At 68.5% G+C, this 20,321-nt stretch carries 23 protein-coding genes; 14 read left to right on the top strand and 9 right to left on the bottom strand.

The window, feature by feature from the left end:
* Window positions 1-7: 7 nt before the first annotated feature.
* The 13 genes from AC5RVZ_RS17395 to AC5RVZ_RS17335 all read left to right on the top strand — a co-directional run bounded on the left by AC5RVZ_RS17395 (window position 8) and on the right by AC5RVZ_RS17335 (window position 9,115).
* Entirely contained in the window at window positions 8-721 is a 714-nt protein-coding gene (locus AC5RVZ_RS17395; protein ID WP_494067032.1) for an alpha/beta hydrolase, read from the top strand.
* Between the two features lie 24 nt (window positions 722-745).
* Window positions 746-1,996, top strand: a complete 1,251-nt coding sequence (locus AC5RVZ_RS17390; protein ID WP_494067031.1) for an eL24 family ribosomal protein — start codon at window positions 746-748, stop codon at window positions 1,994-1,996.
* 64 nt (window positions 1,997-2,060) lie between these two features.
* Window positions 2,061-2,948 carry a VOC family protein gene (locus tag AC5RVZ_RS17385; RefSeq protein WP_494067030.1) on the top strand — a complete coding sequence of 296 codons (888 nt, stop codon included), beginning with the start codon at window positions 2,061-2,063 and terminating at the stop codon, window positions 2,946-2,948.
* A 69-nt stretch (window positions 2,949-3,017) separates the two neighbouring features.
* Window positions 3,018-3,503, top strand: coding sequence for a hypothetical protein (locus AC5RVZ_RS17380; protein ID WP_494067029.1), 486 nt, complete (start codon window positions 3,018-3,020; stop codon window positions 3,501-3,503).
* A 229-nt stretch (window positions 3,504-3,732) separates the two neighbouring features.
* Window positions 3,733-4,161, top strand: a complete 429-nt coding sequence (gene rpsP, locus AC5RVZ_RS17375) for a 30S ribosomal protein S16 (RefSeq protein ID WP_494067028.1) — start codon at window positions 3,733-3,735, stop codon at window positions 4,159-4,161.
* A complete protein-coding gene (locus AC5RVZ_RS17370; RefSeq protein ID WP_493977361.1) occupies window positions 4,161-4,400 on the top strand; it encodes an RNA-binding protein in 240 nt (79 codons plus the stop codon). The genes rpsP and AC5RVZ_RS17370 overlap by 1 nt, the downstream gene beginning before the upstream one ends.
* Window positions 4,401-4,510: 110 nt before the next feature.
* Window positions 4,511-5,059 carry a ribosome maturation factor RimM gene (gene rimM, locus AC5RVZ_RS17365; protein ID WP_494067027.1) on the top strand — a complete coding sequence of 183 codons (549 nt, stop codon included), beginning with the start codon at window positions 4,511-4,513 and terminating at the stop codon, window positions 5,057-5,059.
* Window positions 5,060-5,923: a tRNA (guanosine(37)-N1)-methyltransferase TrmD gene (trmD, locus tag AC5RVZ_RS17360; protein ID WP_494067026.1), complete on the top strand. Its 864-nt coding sequence runs from the start codon at window positions 5,060-5,062 to the stop codon at window positions 5,921-5,923.
* A 210-nt stretch (window positions 5,924-6,133) separates the two neighbouring features.
* Window positions 6,134-6,493, top strand: coding sequence for a 50S ribosomal protein L19 (rplS, locus tag AC5RVZ_RS17355; protein WP_493941266.1), 360 nt, complete (start codon window positions 6,134-6,136; stop codon window positions 6,491-6,493).
* A 113-nt stretch (window positions 6,494-6,606) separates the two neighbouring features.
* A complete protein-coding gene (gene lepB / locus AC5RVZ_RS17350) occupies window positions 6,607-7,236 on the top strand; it encodes a signal peptidase I (protein WP_494067025.1) in 630 nt (209 codons plus the stop codon).
* Window positions 7,237-7,241: 5 nt separating this feature from the next.
* Window positions 7,242-8,063: a signal peptidase I gene (gene lepB, locus AC5RVZ_RS17345; RefSeq protein ID WP_494067024.1), complete on the top strand. Its 822-nt coding sequence runs from the start codon at window positions 7,242-7,244 to the stop codon at window positions 8,061-8,063.
* The gene (gene rnhB / locus AC5RVZ_RS17340) at window positions 8,060-8,758 is read left to right on the top strand and encodes a ribonuclease HII (protein ID WP_494067023.1); all 699 of its coding nucleotides are present in this window, start codon (window positions 8,060-8,062) and stop codon (window positions 8,756-8,758) included. The genes lepB (AC5RVZ_RS17345) and rnhB overlap by 4 nt, the downstream gene beginning before the upstream one ends.
* A 33-nt stretch (window positions 8,759-8,791) precedes the next feature.
* Window positions 8,792-9,115 carry a DUF2469 domain-containing protein gene (locus AC5RVZ_RS17335; RefSeq protein WP_493999960.1) on the top strand — a complete coding sequence of 108 codons (324 nt, stop codon included), beginning with the start codon at window positions 8,792-8,794 and terminating at the stop codon, window positions 9,113-9,115.
* A 4-nt stretch (window positions 9,116-9,119) separates the two neighbouring features.
* On the opposite strand, the gene AC5RVZ_RS17330 is transcribed toward AC5RVZ_RS17335, so the two are convergent.
* The 8 genes from AC5RVZ_RS17330 to AC5RVZ_RS17295 all read right to left on the bottom strand — a co-directional run bounded on the left by AC5RVZ_RS17330 (window position 9,120) and on the right by AC5RVZ_RS17295 (window position 16,337).
* A complete protein-coding gene (locus AC5RVZ_RS17330) occupies window positions 9,120-9,482 on the bottom strand; it encodes a cupin domain-containing protein (RefSeq protein ID WP_494067022.1) in 363 nt (120 codons plus the stop codon).
* Window positions 9,483-9,556: 74 nt separating this feature from the next.
* Complete coding sequence (locus AC5RVZ_RS17325; RefSeq protein WP_494067021.1) at window positions 9,557-10,960, bottom strand: NAD(P)/FAD-dependent oxidoreductase; 1,404 nt, start codon at window positions 10,958-10,960, stop codon at window positions 9,557-9,559.
* 11 nt (window positions 10,961-10,971) lie between these two features.
* Window positions 10,972-12,084 carry an ABC transporter ATP-binding protein gene (locus tag AC5RVZ_RS17320; RefSeq protein WP_494067020.1) on the bottom strand — a complete coding sequence of 371 codons (1,113 nt, stop codon included), beginning with the start codon at window positions 12,082-12,084 and terminating at the stop codon, window positions 10,972-10,974.
* Window positions 12,074-12,871 (bottom strand): ABC transporter permease, encoded by a 798-nt coding sequence (locus tag AC5RVZ_RS17315; protein ID WP_494067019.1) that lies wholly within the window; start codon window positions 12,869-12,871, stop codon window positions 12,074-12,076. Before AC5RVZ_RS17315 ends, AC5RVZ_RS17320 begins: the two co-directional genes overlap by 11 nt.
* The gene (locus tag AC5RVZ_RS17310) at window positions 12,868-13,797 is read right to left on the bottom strand and encodes an ABC transporter permease (protein ID WP_494067018.1); all 930 of its coding nucleotides are present in this window, start codon (window positions 13,795-13,797) and stop codon (window positions 12,868-12,870) included. The genes AC5RVZ_RS17315 and AC5RVZ_RS17310 overlap by 4 nt, the downstream gene beginning before the upstream one ends.
* Entirely contained in the window at window positions 13,797-14,918 is a 1,122-nt protein-coding gene (locus tag AC5RVZ_RS17305) for an ABC transporter substrate-binding protein (RefSeq protein WP_494067017.1), read from the bottom strand. Before AC5RVZ_RS17305 ends, AC5RVZ_RS17310 begins: the two co-directional genes overlap by 1 nt.
* A gap of 70 nt (window positions 14,919-14,988) precedes the next feature.
* Window positions 14,989-15,552, bottom strand: a complete 564-nt coding sequence (locus AC5RVZ_RS17300) for a helix-turn-helix domain-containing protein (RefSeq protein WP_494067016.1) — start codon at window positions 15,550-15,552, stop codon at window positions 14,989-14,991.
* A 164-nt stretch (window positions 15,553-15,716) separates the two neighbouring features.
* Window positions 15,717-16,337, bottom strand: coding sequence for a TetR/AcrR family transcriptional regulator (locus tag AC5RVZ_RS17295; RefSeq protein WP_494067015.1), 621 nt, complete (start codon window positions 16,335-16,337; stop codon window positions 15,717-15,719).
* Window positions 16,338-16,480: 143 nt separating this feature from the next.
* On the opposite strand from AC5RVZ_RS17295, the gene AC5RVZ_RS17290 reads away from it, so the two are divergent.
* Window positions 16,481-18,955: a GcvT family protein gene (locus AC5RVZ_RS17290; protein WP_494067014.1), complete on the top strand. Its 2,475-nt coding sequence runs from the start codon at window positions 16,481-16,483 to the stop codon at window positions 18,953-18,955.
* 66 nt (window positions 18,956-19,021) lie between these two features.
* Here the strand turns inward: AC5RVZ_RS17290 and AC5RVZ_RS17285 are convergent, their stop codons facing one another.
* Complete coding sequence (locus AC5RVZ_RS17285) at window positions 19,022-20,170, bottom strand: FAD-dependent oxidoreductase (protein ID WP_494067013.1); 1,149 nt, start codon at window positions 20,168-20,170, stop codon at window positions 19,022-19,024.
* Window positions 20,171-20,321: the final 151 nt, after the last annotated feature.

The raw sequence follows: 20,321 nt of genomic DNA, 5'->3' as shown, positions 1-20,321 counted from the left end.
TTCTCCCATGGCAGTCAGTGGCAGCGGAGAGCGGGTGGTCTTTGTCCACGGCACCGACAGCTTCGGGGCCGCCGCCTGGCCGCGCCAGCACCGCCTGGCCGGACGCTACGACTGCCTGTTCCTGCGCCGCCACGGGTTCGACCCGCAGGCAGAACCCCGGCCGACCGACTTCGACGAGGACGCCCGGATCGTCGGCCGGCACCTCGGCCCGGGTGCCCACGTCGTCGCGCACGCCCAAGGTGCCGTCGCGGCGATGATGGCCGCGGTCGAACACCCCGGCAGGGTGCACTCGCTCACGCTGTTCGAACCCGCCTGCCTGTCCCTGACCGCTGACCTGCCGGCCACCCGTGCCTACCGTGAACGGCTGGAGCCGTTGTTCGACGCGCGGCGGGAGCTGACCGACGAGGAATACCAGCGCGCCTTCGTCCGGCTGGTGGTCGGGGCCGAAGCGCTGCCGCTGGCCACCGCGGCGGACCGGGCACAGGCGATGCGGGTCCGCCTGCAGGCGCCGCCCTGGCAGGCGCCGCTGCACATCGTCCCCGGGCTGCCCACCCTGGTGGTCACCGGCGGCTGGGAACCGCTGTACGAGGAAGTCGCCGAATACCTGGCCGCGACCGGCGCCGTCCACCGCCACGCCGGCGGGCACCACCGCCCGCAGGACACGGACCGCGGCCATGCCCTGCTGGCGGCCTTCCTGGCCGGGGCAACACTGCCGGACTGATCAGAGGTTGCTAGCGTTGAGGTTATGAATGATTCAGCCTGGGAACCGGCGTCAGGACAGCTGTGGTGGCCGTGGCCGCTGGACGAAGCGGGCGTGGCCGCCCTGCAGCAGCAGCTCACCGACCGTTCGCTGCTCGGTGCCTTCGCCGGCGGCGCCCCGCAGGCCGGCGACAGCGTGGTCTCCGTGCTGCTGGCCGTGAACGGCGAACAGCGCGCCGCCGTCCTGGATCCGGCCGGCCGGGCAGTGCCCGGGCCCGACGTCGCGGCCCTGGTCCGCGGGCTTTCCGCCGACCTGGGGGCGGCCGTGGAGATTGACGGCGTCGAATACGAGGCACCGGCACCGGACGCGGCGCTGGAAGTGGAGGAGATGCCGGAACCGGACGAGGCCGAGGAGCTCGAAGCGCCGGACGCGGCCGAGCTGCGCACCGTGCTGGTGGGCAGGTTCCGGCGCGAGGACCTGATGATGTTCGGAGCCCTCAACGGCGTGGAACTCCACGTCTTGGAGCCCGATGCGGGCAGGCCGGGCGCGTCGGACGGGGCCGCACCCGGACAGCGCATCGTGTTGGTTTACGGGGAGGCAGCGCCCGGGCTCTACAACTGGCCGGCCTCGGCCAAACCGATCGTGGCGCTGATGGACCTTGACGGTTTCCGCGCCGTCGAGGCGTGGCTGCCGGGCACGCGGAGCGACCCGGACACCAGCTTCTGGCACGCCTGGGAGGCTCCGGCCAAGCCGTTCCCTTCGGCGTCCCGGGCCGACGCCGAGGCGCTGCGGCTGCTCGGCCGGATCGTGCACCCGGAAGGCCCCGACATGCAGCGGCTCAGCGATGTGCTCGGCCTGGAACCGGGCGCCGTCGAGGGGCTGCGGGACCTGATGTCCTCCCCGGACGAGCCCGGAATCCTGGCCCGCGCCGGCCAACTGCTGCAACTGCCGCCGATCGCCGCCCGGCTCGCCGAAGGGTCGCTGCAGCCCGACCGGGTCCCCGGGATGGAATCGATTCCCGTCCAGTCCATCGGCAAGGCGCTGCTGGAACTGGCCAGCACCCCGGCCGAGGGCAGGGGCCCGTTGGCGGCGTGGCAGCGCGCCGTCGTCGCGCGCCCGGCCCTGCTGGCCGGCAGCGCCGCCGCCGCAGCCACCGGCGCCGCCCTGCTGTTCCGCGCCGCCGGACGCCGGCCCGCAACCTCCCGGTTCCTGCGGGCCGGCGCGCTGGGGCTGGTGTTGCAGGCCGCCGGAGACGTGGCGCTGGGCAGCTACCTGGCCTACCGGCGCCGCCGCTGACCACGGATATACCGGCAGGCGCCCGGACTGGAATAAACGTGAAGCTTCAAGTATTGTTAATTGCATGAACATTCAAGTAAACCCCCAGGACCTGCTCTCGGCCGACCTCAGCATGGGCACCGTGATGCTCAAGGTCGGCGACATGAAGAACATGACCAACTACTACCAGCAGGCGCTGGGGCTGGACCCGGTCTCCGAGGGACTCGGCGGGGTTTACCTGGGCCGCGGCACCACGCCGCTGCTCCACTTGGCCCCGGCCAACGGGCTGCAGCTGCCGTCCCGCGGCGAGGCCGGCCTCTTCCACACCGCCTTCCTGTTCGAGAACCAGTCGGATCTGGCCGCCACCGTGGCCACCGCGGCGCAGACCGACCCCTCCCGGTTCGCCGGCAGCGCCGACCACCTGGTCAGCGAGGCGTTCTACTTCACCGACCCGGAGGGCAACGGCATCGAGCTCTACTGGGACCGCCCGCGCGACCAGTGGTCTTGGAACGAGACCGCCGACGGCAAGGAGGTCCACATGGACAGCCTGGCCCTCAACCCCCAGACCTACCTGCAGAGCCACCTGACCGAGGAGTCGCTCTCCAGCCAGCGCGAGGCCGGCGCCGGAATCGGCCACGTGCACCTGCAGGTCGGCGACACCAACGTCGCCGAGGAGTTCTACGTGAAGACCCTCGGCTTCGAACGCACCGCCGGCTGGCACGGCCAGGCTCTGTTCGTCGCCGCCGGCGGCTACCACCACCACATGGCCATGAACGTCTGGAACAGCCGCGGGGCCGGGCCGCGCAAGGACACCCTCGGCCTGGGCGAGGTGCTGATCCACGTGCCGACCGAGGACGAGGTCGGCGCCCTGACCGAACGCCTCACCAGCGCCGGCATCGCCCACCACCACACCGGCGCCGAGCTGCGCTTCGAGGACCCGTGGCGCAACCAGCTGCGCGTCGCCGTCGGCTAAGACGGAATCCCGCCCGGTGCGGCTAGGCTGAAGAGGTACCACTCGGTCTAGCCGCGGAAGGACCTGCAGATGTCCGGAACCACCGAAATCTTCGTCGCCACCCACGATGCCGCCGTCCGGCGCGCCGCCGAGCTCGAGGCCAGCGTCGACTCCCGCGGGGATGCCGACGGGCCGATGACCGAGGTCGGGGATGCGCCCAGCCTCCGCCTCAACGGAGTCACCGACCTGGAAATCGAAATCCTCGGCGGCCTGGCTGCCAAGGCCGTCGGCGCCGCCGGCGGCGAAGCGCTGGACATGGCCGACGTCTCCAGCGACTACCTGATGGTGGCCCCGGATGCCATGGTCCAGTCGCTGGCCGAACTGTTGACCTACACCGACGACGACGGTGCCTCCCTGATCCCGGAGGTCGCCTCGCGGTGGGCCGCCGAAGAGGACATGCCCTTCAGCGGCGCCATCGCCGAAGACAACGTGCGCCGGATCGCACAGCTGGCGTCGCAGGCGGAGCAGGCCGAACGCCAGCAGCTCTACGTCTGGTCCACGACCGCCGAAGCCTGACGTTTCCCGGGTCGGGCGGCCTGAAGTGCCTGCCGCCGAACCGGTGGCAACGCGCCGCCGTCGTCAAGTCGCGCGGATTGGTTCCTGTCTGGCACAATAGACAGGTACTCGATCTGCGCGGCCCCTCTCTCCGCGTGTGTATCTTGTCCTTTGAACCCCAACCATGGCCCGCCCCACGGGAGCAGACATACGGGTTCGCCCATTTTCAGAACCAGGAGTGACCACAACAGTGGCCGTAAAGATTCGCCTTAAGCGCTTCGGTAAGAAGTTCTCTGCCCACTACCGCGTCGTTGTCATGGATGCCCGCGCCAAGCGCGACGGCCGTGCCATCGAAGAGATCGGGCAGTACCACCCGACCGAAGAGCCCTCGTTCATCGAGATCAACTCCGAGCGTGCCCAGTACTGGCTCGGCGTCGGTGCCCAGCCGACCGAGCAGGCCGAAGTTCTGCTCAAGATCACGGGCGACTGGCAGAAGCACAAGGGCATTGAGGGCCAGGAAGGCACCCTCAAGACCAAGGCTGCCAAGGAAGCCTTCGTGGCTCCCGAGAAGGATTCCGTGATCGTCCCCGAGGCCATCACCCCGAAGGCCAAGAAGGAAGAAGCTGCCGAGGCTCCGGCCGAGGAAGCAGCCGCAGACGAAGCCGAAAAGGCTGAGTAATGCTGGCCGAAGCGCTCGATCATCTGGTCCGCGGGATCGTTGACAGTCCTGACGACGTCAAGGTCACGCAGAAGAGCAACCGCCGCGGTGACATCATCGAGGTGCGTGTTCATCCGGAGGATCTGGGCCGCGTCATCGGCCGCCAGGGCCGCACCGCCCGCGCACTGCGCACCGTGGTGAACGCCTTGGCCGATGACCAGGTCCGCGTGGATGTGGTCGATACCGACCGCCGCCGCTGATCCGGATCGGCGCCTGCCCGGCACCGAGCCGGGCACCCATTCCATAACCTCCGGCCCCTGTACCAGATAATGGTCCAGGGGCCGGACGTTTTTCTTCCATAGGAGTCTGCATGCAGGTACAAGTTGCCCGGATCGGCAAGCCGCACGGCATCCGGGGCGAGGTCACGGTCCAGGTGCTGACGGACGCCCCGGCCGATCGCTTCGTCCCCGACGTCGAGCTGACCGTGGAGCCGGCCGGCCTTGGGCCGCTGACGGTGCGCAGTGCCCGCTGGAACAAGGACATCCTGCTGCTGGGTTTCCATGAAGTCGCCGACCGCAACGGCGCCGAAGAACTCCGCGGCGCCAGGCTCTTCGTCGACACCGAGGACGTCGAGGACGACGACGACGCCTGGTACGAGCACGAACTCGTCGGCCTCGACGTGCGCATCGGGGAAGACGTGGTCGGCAAGGTCTCCGGCCTGAACACCATGCCCGCCCAGGACCTGTTGATCGTGGAGGACCTGAACGGCGGGGAAGTCCTCGTGCCGTTCGTCGAGGAGATCGTGCCGGAAGTGAACGTGGAGGCGGGCTATGTTCGGCTCACGCCGCCGGCCGGGCTGTTCGAACTGAACTCGCCGGATACGCAGGAGACCCCCGACGACGGCGAGGGGGAGCGCTAGGTGCGCATCGACGTCGTCAGCATCTTCCCGGAGTACCTGGCCGCGCTGGATCTGTCGCTGATCGGCAAGGCGCGCCAGGACGGGCTGCTGCAGCTGCAGGTCCACGACCTGCGCGACTTCACCACCGACCGCCACCGCACCGTCGATGACACCCCGTACGGCGGCGGCGCCGGGATGGTCATGAAGCCCGAACCCTGGGCGCAGGCGCTCGAATCGCTTGTTGCCGCGGGCCCCGGCGAAGAGCCGCGTCCGGACCCCGTCGCGGACATGGTCCCCGAACCGGCCGCCGCCCGGCCCGTCCTGATCGTCCCGTCCCCGGCCGGCGAAGTCTTCAACCAGGCCCTCGCCTACGAGCTGGCCGCCGAGGACCACCTGGTGTTCGCCTGCGGCCGCTACGAAGGCATCGACGAGCGCGTCCTCGACTGGGCGGGCGGGCATTTCCGGGTCCGCCCGGTCAGCCTCGGCGACTACGTGCTCAACGGGGGAGAGGTGGCCGTGCTGGCGATGGTCGAGGCCGTGGGCCGGCTGGTCCCCGGCGTCGTCGGCAACCCCGACTCGCTGGTGGAGGAGTCCCACTCGGACGGGCTGCTGGAGTATCCGGTCTACACCAAACCCTCCGAGTGGCGCGGCCGCGGTATCCCGGACGTGCTGCTGAGCGGCAACCACGCCAAGATTGCCCGGCACCGCCGCGACGAACAGCTGCGCCGCACCGCCGAGCGCCGCCCGGACCTGGTCCTGGCCCTGGACCCGGAGACCCTGGACAAGCAGGACCGCGCCACGCTGGCCGGACTCGGCTACACCGTCACGCCCGAGCGGGTCCTGCCGGAATCGGCGCACCCGGAGCTTCAGCCGCGGCGGAATTAGAGCCTGGGCCCTGCCGTGTGGCAAAATAGAGGATTGTGTCCGCTGGGCGCGTTCCTGCCACAGGGGGAGCGTCGCCAACAGCCGGACTCTCCGGCCGCCGATTCCCGGATGGCCGGTTCTTGAATTTCGGCAGCGACTGTTGCAGGCATCCGCCTGACCGTCCTGCCGTGACCAAAGTGAATGACCTGTGGCGTTCACCAGGAGTGAGAAATGCATATCCTCGACTCTGTTGACGCAGCATCGCTGCGCAGCGACGTTCCCGAGTTCCGCGCCGGCGACACCGTCAAGGTGCACGTGAACATCATCGAAGGCAAGACCGCCCGTATCCAGGTTTTCCAGGGTTTCGTCATGGGCCGCCAGGGCCATGGTGTCCGCGAGACCTTCACCGTCCGTAAGGTTTCCTTCGGCGTGGGCGTGGAGCGTACCTTCCCGGTACACTCCCCGATCATCGACCACATCGAGGTCGTGACCAAGGGCGACGTGCGCCGCGCCAAGCTGTACTACATGCGCAAGCGCCACGGCAAGGCTGCCCGCATCAAGGAGAAGCGCGACTTCGGCACCGCCAAGTAAAGTTGCCCACCGGCAACTTCTTGACCTAACCAGTGCAGCACCTCCCTGGTTCCCCCGAAGCCTCGGGGGAACAACCAAGACGCCGGCCCGGACTTCCGGGCTGGCGTTTTGTGTTGGCCGTCGTCGCCTGCGCCGTGGTGCTCAGCGCCGTCGTGCGCGCGACGCTGCTGGACGTCTACTACATCCCGTCCGGCTCGATGGAGCCGCTGCTGGAGACCGGCGACCGTGTCCTGGTGTCCCGCACCGACTACCACTTCGGCGGGATCCGGCGGGGCGACCTGGTGGTCTTCGACGGGCGGGGCTCGTTCGCGCCCTTCAACAGCGGCCAGTCCCCGTTCGTGGACGCCGCGCAGCAGGCCGGCCAGTGGCTGGGCATCGCCGGCAGCGACACCATCTACGTGAAGCGCGTGATCGGCCTGCCGGGCGACTCGGTCGAGTGCTGCGGCCCGGACGGGCGGCTGCTGGTCAACGGCGAGCCGATCGAGGAGGATTACCTCTTTCCCGGCGACGCGCCCAGCGAGGTGGAGTTCTCGGTCCAGGTGCCCAAGGATAGATTGTGGCTGATGGGGGACCACCGGTCGGCCTCGGCCGATTCGCGGGCCCTCCTCGGCGCGCCGGGCGGCGGCATGGTCCCCGTCGAGCGCGTCATTGGCCGCCCGCTGAGCATCATCTGGCCGCTCGACCGGGTGTCCGGGCTGGACCGGATACAGTTGGATGCCCAGCCAGCGGAGAATCGAGGATAGTGAGTATGGACCAGGACCCGAAGGACACTGGCGGGTACCAGCCGGATGCCTCCGGGCCGCGGAAGCGCGAACGCCAGCGCGAACGCCAGAGCGACGGCAAGAGCGCCGGGCGGAACTCCCTGTTGTCGTGGCTAAAGGAAATCGCCACGATCGTCGCGGTCGCCGTCGTCCTTTCTTTCCTGATCAAGACCTTCCTCTTCCGCGCCTTTTTCATTCCGTCCACCTCCATGGAGGACACGCTGGAGGTCGACGACCGGATCTTCGTGAACCTGCTGGTCCCGCAGCCGTTTGAGCTCAGCCGCGGCGACGTGGTGGTTTTCCAGGACGAGCTCAGCTGGCTGCCGCCGAACGGGGTGGATGAAGGCAACTGGTTCCAGCAGATCCTCACCTTCGTCGGGCTGATGCCGGATGCGTCCCAGCAGCACCTGGTCAAGCGCGTCATTGGCCTCGGCGGCGACCAGGTGGTCTGTTGCGACGCCGATGGCCGCATCTCGGTCAATGGGGAGCCGCTGGACGAGGATCCCTACCTGGCGCCGGGCTCGGACAACACCCGGATTCCCTTCGACGTGACGGTGCCCGAGGGTAAAATCTGGGTCATGGGCGATAACCGGAACCATTCCGCGGACTCGCGCGAACACCAGGACGAGGCGTCGAGGGGCTTCGTGGACCTCGAGTCCGTCGAGGGCAAGGCCAGCGTCATCGCCTGGCCGCTGGACCGGCTGGGCTTCCTGGGCAATTACCCCGAGGTCTTCGACGGCGTCCCGGAACCGTCCGAAGCCTCCGGCAGCGGGAAGCCGGCCCTGGCCCGGCAGGACGGGACACCGTGACCGGCAGGAACCCCACGCTACGCTTCGAGCGGTCCTTCGCGGAGGCGGGACACCGGCTGGTAGCCGGCGCGGACGAAGTGGGCCGCGGGGCCCTCGCCGGACCGGTCAGCGTAGGGATGGTGGCCATCGACGCGACCTCGGCCAAGCAAATTCGCGGCGTCCGCGACAGCAAACTGCTCAGCCCGGCGGACCGGGTGGCCCTGGTGCCCAAGATCCACAAGTGGGCGACGGCCTATGGTGTGGGGCATGCCAGCGCGGCCGAAATCGATGCGCTGGGCCTGATGGCGGCCCTGCGGCTGGCCGGCGCGCGGGCCTGGGGCCAGGTGCTGGCCACCGCGCGCCCGGACATCGTGATCCTCGACGGCAACCACGACTGGCTGTCGGCGGGGGAGCCGTCGCTCTTCGACGACGTCGCGCAGCCCGGCTGCGACGCGCCGGTCCGGACCAGGATCAAGGCGGACCTGCAGTGCCTCAGCGTGGCCGCGGCCAGCGTGCTGGCGAAGGTGGAGCGCGACGCGATGATGACCGGCTACGCCGCGGACTATCCGGACTACGCCTGGGACATCAACAAGGGCTACGCCACCGCCGCGCACCGCGCCGCCCTGCAGGGCATCGGTCCCTCGGAGCTGCACCGCCGAAGCTGGCGGCTGACCCCCGAGGAACCGCTGATGCCCGCCGTCGAACTCGCGGAGTAAACGCCGCGGGGCAATCTGGGGCAGGATGGATACATGAGCGCCGAAGACCTTGAGAACTACGAGACCGACATGGAGCTGCAGCTCTACCGGGAGTACCGCGATGTCGCCGGCCTGTTCAGCTACGTCGTGGAGACCGAGCGCCGCTTCTACCTGGCCAACCACGTGGACCTGCAGGCGCGCTCTGCCGACGGCGAGATCTACTTCGACCTGACCCTGCAGGACGCATGGGTGTGGGACGTCTACCGTTCCGCCCGGTTCGTGAAATCCGTCCGCGTGATCACGTTCAAGGACGTCAACGTCGAGGAACTGGCCAAGAACGACGACCTCACCCTGCCCAAGGGCGGGCTCGGCGGCTGACCGGCTACTGGCCGCCGACCCCGTCCAAGGTGATGTAGGTCTTGCGGACGGTGTCGTGGACTTCCCACGTGCCCTTCCAACCGGCGGGCATGACGACGGTGTCGCCGGCGGCCGCTTCCACCGGATTCTGCCCCTCGGCGGTGATGGTTACCCGCCCGGCCAGGATCTGGCAGACCTCGTGGTAGCCGTCCCGCACCGCGGTGAACAAACCGGGGGAGCACTCCCAGATACCCACGTTGAGGCTGTCCGCGCTCCAGAGCTCCCGCGATGCCTCGTGCTGGCCCTTGGTGACCGCCGTGGGCTTGGGCTCGGGTGTTCCCAGCGCGACGTGGGGTGCCGCTGGCAGGTGAATGGTGTCAATGGACATGGTTGATCCTTTCATCAGGCGAGCGCGCTGGTCGGGCGGGGCATGCTCGCGCCGCCCGACCGGCGCGGAGTACTTCAGGCGCGGCCGGAGATGAGGTCTGCGGCCTTGGCGATCGGGGAGGTTGAGGTGCGGCCGGAGTTTTCCGACTTGTCCGCGGCGTAGTACGCCGCGTACATGGCCTGGACGGCAATCCAGCGCAGGGGTTCCACTTCCCAGGTGCGCACCCGGCGGTTCACCCACGGCATGGTGGTCAGTTCGCTCTCCGTGTCCAGCACCAGATCGCGCAGCGTGCGGCCGGCCAGGTTTGTCGCGGTCACGCCGGTGCCGACATACCCGCCGGCCCAGCCGATGCCGGTCTCCCGGTCCAGCCCGACGGTGGCCTTCCAGTCGCGCGGGACGCCCAGCACGCCGGCCCAGGCATGGTCGATCCGTGCACCGCGGGTGGCCGGGAACATGTCGTGCAGGATCGCGGCCAGGTTCTGGATGGTCTCGGGCTGGGTGGCCCCGTCCGTGTCCGTCTTGGAGCCAAACCGGTAGGGCACGCCGCGCCCGCCGAGCGCAATCCGGTTATCGGCCGTGCGCTGGGCGTACATGTAGGCGTGCGCCATGTCGCCCACGGTGTCGAACTCATTCCATCCGATCGCCGCCCAGACGTCGTCGCCGAGGGGCTCGGTGGCGATCATCGACGAATTCATCGGCAGCCATTCGCGGTGCGAGCCCTTCAGGTTCGCGGTGAAGCCCTCCGTCGCCCGCAGAATGTACTCGGCCCGGACGTCACCCTTCTCCGTCCGCGCCAACCGGGGGCTGATCTCGGTGACGGTGGTGTCCTCGTAGATGCGCACGCCCAAGGCTTCCACCCTCTCCGCCAGGCCGCGCACCAGCTTGGAGGGATGGATCCGGGCGCAGTGCGGCTGGTGGACGGCACCGAGCGTGCCGGCAATCCGGACCCGCTCGTTGCTTTCCGCCGCGCTCAGCAGGCGGACGCCGGCCTCGGGCCACTCGGCCTCGGCTGCGGCCAGGGCCTTGAGCCGTTCCAGCTGGGCCTGGTTCCGGGCCACATTCAGCTCGCCGCCCTTGCGGACACCTGCGTCGATGCCCTCCGCGCCGGCGACCGCGATGACCTCGTCCACCGTCTCGTTCAGCAGCGTCTGGAACCGGCCCACCAGCGCACGGCCGTGCGCCTTGACGTACTGGCCGCGGCCGCCGGTGATGCTGTTGGTCAACCAGCCGCCGTTGCGGCCCGAGGCACCGAAGCCGGCGAAGCGGCTCTCGAGCACGACGATATCCAGCTCCGGCCGGGCCTTCTTGAGGTAGTAAGCCGTCCACAGCCCGGTATAGCCGGCGCCGACGATGGCGACATCGGCCGTCCTGTCGCCGGCGAGGGCCGGCCGGGGCGCGGGCAGCCCGTCCTCGGCAAACCAGAAGGAGACGTTGCCGTTGACCGTCGAGGCCGTCTCGTTAATCAGTTTTTTGCTCATGGTGGGGTTTCCTAGGTCGTGGAGACGAGGTCGGAGTCTTCGAGCAACACGCCGTCCCGGGCGGACCAGTAGACGACGGCGTCGTCCCCGGGCCGCAGGCCGTTGCTTTCGGACAGCGGGGTGCGGACGATGCCGGTTGAGCCGTCGGGCAGCTGCAGTTCGTACTTGTGGCCGGAGCCCAGATAGATGTTCTGGACCACCTTGACCGGGACGGTGACGGCGCCGCCGGGGGCTTCCTCTGCCTTCGGGGCGACGCGCAGCTGTTCGGGCCGCAGGACCAGGGCGCCCTTGCCGGAGACGTTCCGGCCGGCGGGGCCGCGGAGCCTGGCCCCGTGGAAGTCCATGGACCACTCCGGGCCGGTCGTATCGACGTCGGAACGGAAGATGGTGGACTCGCCCATGAACTTGGCCACGAACAGGCTGGAGGGGCGCTCGTAGAGCTCGGCGCTCGTACCGACCTGCTCGATCCTGCCGTTGTTGAAGATGGCGATGCGGTCGCTGAGGATCAGGGCTTCTTCCTGGTCATGGGTGACGAAGACGAAGGTGCGGCCGACCTCCTGGTGGATCCGCTTGATCTCCAGTTGCAGCTTCTCGCGCAGGTTCTTGTCCAGCGCGCCCAGCGGCTCGTCCATGAGCAGCGCCCGGGGGTTGAAGACCATGGCGCGGGCGAAGGCGACGCGCTGCTGTTGGCCGCCGGAGAGTTCGCGCGGGTAGCGGTCCTCATAGCCGGACAGGCCGACGGTTTTCAAGGCCTCCGCGATCAGCGTTTGCTGTTCGGACTTGGGGGTCTTGCGCTGCTGCAGCGGAAACGCGATGTTCTCGGCGACGCTCATGTGCGGGAACAGGGCGTAGTGCTGGAAAACGACGCCGAGCCCGCGCTTGTGCGCCGGCACGTTGTCCACGCGCTGGCCGTCGATTTCGATCGAGCCGCTGGTCAGGTCCGTGAAGCCGGCCACGAGGTTCAGTGTGGTCGTCTTGCCGCTGCCGGACGGGCCCAGCAGCGTGATGAATTCACCCGGCTCGATGGTCAGCGAGACGTCGTCGACGGCGGTGGATTTGGCATAGCGCTTGGTGACATTCTGGATGTCGATCCGGGTGCCGGCCCCGGTGAGCTTACTGGACACGTTTCCTCCTACGCATACTGAGCAGCCCGACGGCAATGATGATTGTCGTCAAGAGCATGATCAAGGTTGCTGCGGCCGCGATGGTCGGGTCCGTGTCCCTGGTGACGGACGAATACATCTTGACGGGCAGCGTTTCCAAGTACGGACTTTTAATGAAGATGGACAGCACGACCTCGTCGAACGAGGTCACGAAGGCGAAGAGCGCGCCCGAAACGACGCCGGGCAGGATGGACGGCAGGATGACCCTCAGGAACGTGGACCACCGGTTCGCGCCCAGGCTGGCGGCCGCCGTCGCCAGCCGCTGATCGAAACCGCTGAGGGCCGCCGTGACGGATACCACCACGAACGGCACGGCCAGGACCGTGTGGGCGAGCACGAAGCCGGTCAGGGTGCCCAGCATCTGCAGCCGCAGGAAGATCGCGTAGACGCCGATGGCGAGGATGATCGCCGGCACCACGATCGGGGCCAGCAGCAGCGCCTGCAGCGTCTTGGCAGCCCGGCGCCGGACAAACTTTTGCAGGCCCATCGACGCCGCGGTGCCGATGACGGTCGCCGCGACGGCAACGATGACGGCGATCAGTATTGAATTGCCGAGGGCGGACATCCACGCCCGGTCGGTGAAGAAATTCTCGTACCAGCGCAGCGACCAGCCCGACGGCGGGAAACTCAGCGAGGCCTTGTCCGTAAAACTGAGCGGGATGACGATCGAGGTCGGCGCGATCAAGATGGCGGCCACCAGGCCCGCGTAGACCAGCAGCAGTGACCGGGTCAGCACGGAATGTTTCACAGCAGTCCTCCTTCATCGCCGGCGGCACGTTTGCTCTTGCGCAGCAGCAGCGCCAACAGGCCCAGCAGCAGCAGCGTGGCAAGAAGCAGGATGACGCCCAGTACGCTGCCGCGACCCCACTGGAGCTGGCCGTTGACCTGCACGTAGATGTATTGCGAGATCAGCATCTCGGACGGCGAGCCGAGCAGCGCCGGGGTGATGTAGAAGCCGAGCGCCTGGATGAAGACCAGCAGGGAGCCGGACACCACACCGGGCATGGCCAGCGGTATGAAGATCCGGGTGAAGGAGACGAAGGGAGCGGCGCCCAGGCTGCTGGAGGCCTGCAGCAGCCGCAGGTCCACGTTCCGCATCGACGCATACAGCGGCAGCACCATGAACGGCAGCAGCACCTGGACCATGCCGATCAGGACGCCGGTGGTGTTGCGGATCAGCTCGAACGGCCCCAGCCCCAGGAACCCGAGCATGCCGTTGATCAGGCCGTTGTCCTGCAGCAGGATGATCCACGCGAAGCTGCGGATCATCAGCGACGTCCAGAACGGTATGAGGACAATGACCACCAGCGCGGCGCGCACTTTCGGGCCCGAAATCACCATGAAGTACGCATACGGGTAAGCCAGCACCAGGCAGATGGCCGCGGACAGCAGCGCGACCCACAGGGTCCGGCCGAGCACGGCCCAGTTGCCGGCGTTGGCGGCAAACCACTCGTAGTTCTGCGTGCCGGGCACGGGGTCCGCCACGCTGCGCCACATGGCCTCGGCCAGCGGATAGGCGAACACGCCGGCCATCAGCGCCAGCGCCGGGAGCAACAATAACAGCGGACTTAGCCGCGGGCGCCTTCCGGCCGCCGGGGCCGCGCCGGCCTCGCCGTTCCCCGTCCGGCCGGCCGGGTCTGCCGGCCGGACGGGGTCTTTGACTGCATTGCTCATTAGGAGACCCAGGCCGTCCAGCGTTCCAGGGTCGAGGCGTAGTTCTCGCCCCACCATGCGAAGTCGGAGACCAGGACCTTGTCGGCGATCTCCGGCTCGGTGATCAGGAACTTCTTGCCGTTTTCATTCACCGCCGGCTTGGCGTCCACGTGGACCGGGGAATACGACGTTTCCTCCGTGAGCTTCTCCTGCTGTTCCTTGCCGAGCGCGTAGTTGATCAGGGCCATCGAGGCCTTCGGGTTCTTCGCGTTCGTGGGAACGGCCAGGACATCCATGACCACGACGCCGGTCTCCCAGACCGGCTCGAACGGGGCGCCGTTTTCCACGGCTCCGTAGGCGCGGCCGGACCAGACCAGGGCCATGTCCACTTCCTCGGCCTCAAGCATCTGCTGCGACTGGGCGCCCGTGGTCCAATACACGAGGCTGTCCTTGATGGTGTCCACCTTCTTCAGCGCCCGCTCGACGTCGAGCGGGTACAGGTCTTCCTCGGCCACGCCGTCGGCGATCAGGGCGCCCTCCAGGAGGCCGCCTCCGACGTCGGCGCCCTGGACGGCCCGCTTGCCGGGGAACTTCTCGGTGTCGAAGAAATCGGCCCAGCTTTGCGGTGCGTTGCTGAACTTCTCGGTGTTGTACACCATGACCGTGGCGTACTGCATGGCCGGCACGTAGCAGTCGCTGGTCAGGCCCTCCGGGACGTTGGACTTGTCGATGATCGAGAAGTCCAGCTTCTGCAGGAGCTTCCCGCACTGTCCGGCCGCCCAGTTCGAATCGGTGTCGACGACGTCCCACGTCACGTTGTTCGACTCCACCTGTGCCTGGATTTTTGCGTACTCCATGGGGCCATCGGACAAGATGTTCGCCCCGGACTCCTCGGCGAACGGCGTCACTGCCGCCGCCATCTGTCCGTCCTGGTACAGCCCGCCGTACGAGGCAAAGGTCATGTTCAGGCCGTCCAAGGCGCCGGGCTTGACCGTGCCGGCCTCCGCGGGACCGGTGCCCAGGTCGATGTCGGCGGAGGCGGCACTGCCCCCGCCGCCGCAGGCCGACACGAGCAGGGCAACTGCTGCCGCCATTCCGACCGGCACGGCCCGCCGGCGGCGGGATGTGGTAACTGCTGACATTATTTCTCCTCTTTCGTGTGGAACGCTGAGTGCGGAAGCGCCGGCTGTCGAATCGTCCGGACCGGCTGCCTCAGATGGTTGGAGGGCTGATGATCCACATGACCTCGGACGCACCGTGGGCCAGGTTCCGAAGGCCGTGCGGCGTGGACGAGAGGTACTCGACGCTGTCCCCGCCTTCCAGGACATGGGACTCGCCGGAGAGGCGGACCTCCACCCGCCCCTTCAGGCAGACGAGGACCTCCTGCGCATTTCCGTGGGCGTACAGCTCCTCGCCGGTCCCGCCGTGCACGTCAAGCTCGCCGGTGTAGACCTCCAGATTCCGCTGCGGGGAGCCGGTGAGCAGGTATTTGTTGAGGCCGTCGCCGGCATGGAAAACAGGCCGGTCGGCCTTGCGCAGTACCCGGCCCTCGGGCCTGGTGCCGTCGATCAGCTCCGCCGTCGTCGTTCCGAGGGCTTCCGCGATTTTCTTGAGCGTGGCGACGCTGGCGTTCGAGTGCGCGTTTTCCAGCTGGCTCAGGAAACCCGAGCTGACGCCGGTCAGCTGAGCCAGGCTGCGCAGCGAGATGCTCCGCAGTTCCCGGGCCGCACGAATGCGCTGGCCGATCGGCTGCTCGTTATCCGCTTTGCCGCTCATCGAACACCTCCTTTAGTCTTCCCTAACGCAGTGATTTATCTCACTTATCACTGTGTTTAGTAGACTTTAGCCCGGGTGTTCAGCCGAAACAAGCGTTTCACCGATCTTTTTGTGAGCCGCGTCTCGGACCGGCTCCGGAAAACCTGTCGGCGTCCCTGGGGCGCTCACTCGCCGAGGTCAGCGCCGAGCTGAAGGCGCGCCGCCGCCAGCAGCAGGGACTCGGTGTAGTCCGGCGTGATTTTGGGGTCCTTAGTGGCCACGGCCATGATCAGGCCGTCGATGAGTGCGACCAGGGTGTCCACGATCTGTTCCACCGGGATCGCGGGGGTGAAGCGGCCAGCGTCCGTGCCTTCGGCAATTGCTTCGGCCAGCGCCTTCCGCCACAGGGTGTTGGTGTGCAGCACAACGGGTTGCACCTCCCCGTGCCTGCTGGCGGCCGCGCAGGATTCCAGCCAGACGGTGCAGTGCTCCGGATCCGTGACCGCGCCGGCGAGGAGCGCCCGGACCTTCGCGGCCGGGTCCTCCTGCCGCAGTGCGGGCAGCTGCCACTCCGTCGCCCTGCGCTCACACGCGGCGACCAGCATGTCGCGGACCACGGCGTCCCGGCTGGGGAAGTAGTGCTGGATCATTCCGATGGAGATCCCGGCTTCCGTGGAGATGTCCCGCAGGCGGATTCCGTCAAATCCGCGGACCGCCAGCAGGCGTTCCGCCGCCTCGAGGATGCGCTTGCGCCGCGGCTGATCCTCGAGGGGCAGTGCGGGGCTCGGGGCGGCGACGGGGCTCATGTTTTCCCTTCGATGTGCTGTGATACCGTTCACAATAATTCATTATTAACGCGAAGGACAGCGGGCCGGGAGCCCCATCCACCGCGGCCCGGACGACCGTGCGGCGGGCCCGTGACCTGCCGCCAACAGAAGCGAGGAAACCCATGGACCGGCTCGTAGACCGCACCATCAGCGCGTCCGCCTTCACCGAAGAGGCCCGCGGGCCGCTGCCCGCCCGGGCGCGCACCGTCGTCGTGGGCGGGGGAATCATCGGGGCCAGCATCGCGTATCACCTGACGGCCTCGGGGGAGGCGGACGTCCTTCTGCTTGATGCCAACGTCCTGGGCAGCGGCACCACGTGGCACGCGGCAGGCCTGGTGACCGGCGGGAGGACGACGACGGCGATGACCAAGCTGGCCAGATACGGCCTCAAGACCTACGGCACGCTCGAAGAACGCTCCGGGCTCGACGTCTCGTTCCAGCCATCCGGCTCGGTGATGGTGGCGCGGACCGCCGGCCGGGTGGATGAGATGCACTACGCCTGCGACGTGGCCCGCCACAACGGCACCGAGGCGGAGATCCTGGATGCGGCCGGGCTGGGCCGGCTGTGGCCGCTGGCCCGGACCGACGGCGTGCTCGGCGCGCTCTATCTGCCGGACGACGGGCACATCAACCCCGGCTACGCGGCGCTGTCCTTCGCCAAGCTCGCCCACGGGCTCGGCGCCGGCCTGCGCGAAAACGTGTCCGTCACCGGCCTCCGCCAAAGCCGGGGCGGGGTGACGGGCGTAATCACAGATCAGGGGACCATAGAGGCCGAACGGGTGATCCTCGCCTGCGGGCTGTGGACGCGCGACCTCGCCGCGACCGCCGGGGCGCACGTGCCGCTGTATGCTGCCGAGCACGTGCACGTGCGGACCGAGGAGATCGACGGCGCCGTGCCCGAGCTGCCGGTCTTCCGGGACCTGGATAACAGCTACTACATCCGGCACGAGTCGGGTCGGCTGCTGGTCGGCGCCTTCGAGCCGGACGGGTTGCCGCGGCCGGTGAGCGGGATCGGCAGGGGCGGTTTCGCGGAGTTTGAGCCCGACTGGGAACATTTCGCGACCATCCGCGGCAAGGCCGAGGCGGCGGTGCCGGCACTGGCGCGGAGCCGGTACGACCGGTTCCTCAACGCCCCGGAAAGCTTCACCCCCGATTCCAACTTCGTCCTCGGGGAGACGTCCGAGGTGCGCAACCTCTTTGTCGCGGCCGGCTTCAACTCCCAGGGCATCATTTTCGCCCCCGGCGCCGGCCGGGAACTGGCCGAGTGGGTGATCTCCGGATCGCCCGGCTTCGATGCGGCCGCGGTGGACGTGCAGCGGTTCTCGCGGCACCAGAGCAACCGGCGCTACCTCCATGCCCGGACCCGGGAGGGGCTGGGACGCCTCTACGCCATGCACTGGCCGCAGCTGCAGCCGGCCACGGCCCGGAACGTGCGGCGCTCGCCGCTGCACGTCCGGCTCGCCGAACTCGGCGCCTGCTTCGGGGAGCTCAACGGCTGGGAGCGGGCCAACTGGTACGGCGACCCCGGGACCGCGCCGCAGTATGAGTACAGCTACGGCCGGCAGAACTGGTTCGACCGTGTCGGCGAGGAGCACCGTGGCGCACGGGAAGGGGTGGTGCTGTTCGACCTGAGCTCCTTCGCGAAGATCGAAGTGGCAGGTCCGGACGCGCTGGCGGTCTGTCAGCAGGCCTGCACGGCGGACGTCGACGTCCGCGTCGGCAAGGCCGTCTATACCTTGATGCTCAACGAGGCCGGGGGGATCGAGCTGGACGGCACCGTCACCAGGCTGGCGGAAGACCGGTTCCTCGTGGTGACGCCCGCCTTCAGCCAGGACAAGACGCTGGGGTACCTGCGGCGGCTGGCGCAGGGCAAGGCGGCCGCGGTCTTCGATGCGACGGCCGGCCTGGCGACGATCGGCGTTATGGGACCGAAGAGCCGGGAACTGCTCCGTCGGGTTTCGCCCGCGGACTGGTCGGACGAGGCCCAGGCCTACACCGAGGGACGGACGGTAGAGGTTGCGGACGGTTTCGCCTACGCCCTGCGGGTGAGCTTTGTCGGCGAACTCGGCTACGAGCTGTACCCGGGCGCGGACACGGCCCTCAACGTGTTCGACGCGTTGTGGGAGGCCGGCCAGGACCTCGGCGTACGGCTGGCCGGCTACCACGCCCTCGACTCGTTGCGCAGCGAGAAGGGTTTCCGCCATCTCGGGCATGACATCGGGCCCGCCGACGACCCGTACTCGGCGGGACTCGGCTTCACCGTGGCGCTGGACAAGCCGGGCGGCTTCGTGGGCCGGGACGCGGTGGCGAAGCTGGACCCGGCGGCGCCCGCGTACCGGACCGTGTACGTGGCGCTGGAGGACCCGGAGCCATTGTTCGTGCACGACGAGACCATGTTCTGCGACGGCGTGCCGGTGGGCCGCATGACCGGCGGCAGCTACGGCTACACGCTGGGACGCGCCGTCGGGCTCGCCTCGGTCGCCGCGGACGCGGACCTCTCCGGGAGTTTCACGGTCGAATGCAGGGGCCGGCTCGTCGCGGCCACGGTCTCACGTCGCCCGTTCTACGATCCGAAAGGGGAGCGGCTGCGCGGTTAGCAGCAGGCTTGCCGGTCGAGGCATGACCTGATCGACCGAGTGTGCCGCGGTGTTCCGACCGCCCGGTCAGCGGCCCAGCGCGGTCGGAACACCCCAGTCGGCGCTGTCCGCGCCCTCGAAGCGGCTCAGCCGAAAGGCGCTGATGTCAGCCTCGGGCTGCTTGTCCTCGGCCAGGTCGGCGACAATGATGCCCATCAGCGCGGAGTACTTGAAGCCCTCGCCGGCATCCCCACAGGCAACGACGACGCCGGGGATCGGCGAATCGACGACGAACCTGCCGTCGGGGGTGTCGGTCCACACGCAGACCTGTGCGTCGAGCACATCAGGGTGCAGCGACAACAAGTCGCGGCGCACCCGTTCGCGGATGATGCCGGTGCGCATCTCCTCCGGGGACCTGTCGGCGTCCCCCTCGGTGTAGTGTCGCAGCGGACTGTCGAGGCCGACCTTGTAGCCTATGCCGGGGCTGCTCATGGCGTAGATGCCGGGCGCTTCATCCGTGGGGCCGTCGAAGAAGCAGGGATAGTCGTCGGTGGCGCCCCGCCGTCGCGCGTCGCCGAAGTGGACCACCTGCTCCAGGTACGGCCGAAGCGGCGCGGGCAACCCAAGCTGTGCGAGCAAGGCGCCGCTCCCCGGACCGGCCGCAATCACCAACACGTCCGCATCGACGCGCCTGCCATCGGAGAGGGAAGCGCTGACGGTTCCCGAAGCTGCCGAAACCTCCGAGACCGTAACCCCGTGCAGGAAAATGCCGCCGGCCGCGGAAAACAGCCGAAACTGCGCCTGCAGGCTCACGTCGGCCAGGACCACGCCGGCGTCCCGCTGCCAGACGGCGTCCCGGCCGTCCGGCCTCAAGCCGGGCAGGAACTCTCCAACGTCGTTCGCGTCGACCTCCTCGAAGGGCACCTCTTCGGCGAGAAGGGTCGACCGCAGGCGCGGCAGCGACATCGTGTCTCGCCACAGCAGGCCCTTCCGGAGGAAAACGGGTGTCCCGGCCCTGCTCGAGAGCCGCTTCATGGCCTCCAGCCCCAGCCTGGACAGCCGGACCCGGCCGGGGTCCGGGTCGGCAATACGCCACATGCGGGTCGGTCCGTACGAGGATGACAGCGGGTTGGATACGCCGAAGCGGTCGATCAGGGTGACCTGATGGCCCCGGGCGGCCAATTCGGCCGCTGCCGGCAATCCCCACGCGCCGGCTCCGACGACAGTTATCCTCACTGCGAGTCCTTCCTGGTCCCTGAATCGTTCCAGTACCCTGCAGCGTGGGGGCCCCCCCCGGGCGGGGCCCCGGCGGATACCGGGGGTGTTATTGGGGCACACCCAGGGGTTGAGCGCCACCAAAAGTAAAACAAAACAGCGAGACCCCCCC

The organism is Arthrobacter sp. Cza30, from assembly GCF_059090765.1.
This window is presented reverse-complemented; position numbering and strand designations above follow the sequence as displayed.